The sequence below is a fragment of the Nocardiopsis halotolerans DSM 44410 genome (assembly GCF_000341065.1).
Lineage (GTDB): Bacteria > Actinomycetota > Actinomycetes > Streptosporangiales > Streptosporangiaceae > Nocardiopsis > Nocardiopsis halotolerans.
In genome coordinates, this window is record NZ_ANAX01000422.1 from 1 (window position 1) to 699 (window position 699).

Here is a 699-nt window from a genome sequence, read left to right on the forward strand (position 1 = left end):
TCCCCACCAATACCCACCGCCGAGGAGAACCCGATGTCACGCAACTCGTACATCATCTGGTAGGTCAACGTCCCCGACTTGGACACCAACCCGATCCGGCCCGGCTTGGTGATGTCGGCCGGGATGATGCCCGCGTTGGACTGGCCCGGCGTGATGAGCCCGGGACAGTTGGGACCGATGATGCGCGTCTTGTTCCCCTTGGCCTGGGCGTGCGCCCAGAACGCCGCGGTGTCGTGCACCGGGATGCCCTCGGTGATCACCACCGCCAGACCGATCCCGGCGTCGATGGCCTCGAACACCGCGGCCTTGGAGAACCTCGGCGGAACGAAGATCACGGTGACGTCCGCGCCCGTGGCGGCCATGCCCTCGGCCACGCTGCCGAACACCGGCACCTCGGTGCCGTCGAAGTCCACGCTCTGCCCGGCCTTGCGCGGGTTGACCCCGCCCACGATCGTGGTGCCCGAGGCGAGCATGCGCCGGGTGTGCTTGGTGCCCTCCGAGCCCGTCATGCCCTGGACGAGGACCTTGCTGTCCTTGTTGAGGAAGATAGCCATGATGTGTTCCGTCCCCTACTTCGCCGCGAGTTCGGCGGCCTGAGCGGCGGCGCCGTCCATCGTGTCGACCTGTCGCACGGCCGGGTGGGCGCGCTTGGTGAGGATCTCCCGGCCCAGCTCGGCGTTGTTGCCGTCCAAACGCACG

General features: G+C 68.0%; 1 protein-coding gene and 1 pseudogene. Both read right to left on the bottom strand.

Annotation, left to right across the window (positions count from 1 at the left end):
• Nucleotides 1-554, bottom strand: a 554-nt coding sequence (locus D455_RS0128715; RefSeq protein WP_017574090.1) for a CoA-binding protein, incomplete at its 3' end; no start/stop codon positions are given.
• A 15-nt stretch (nt 555-569) separates the two neighbouring features.
• Nucleotides 570-699 (bottom strand): annotated as a pseudogene (locus tag D455_RS34045) (ADP-forming succinate--CoA ligase subunit beta); the annotation flags it as partial.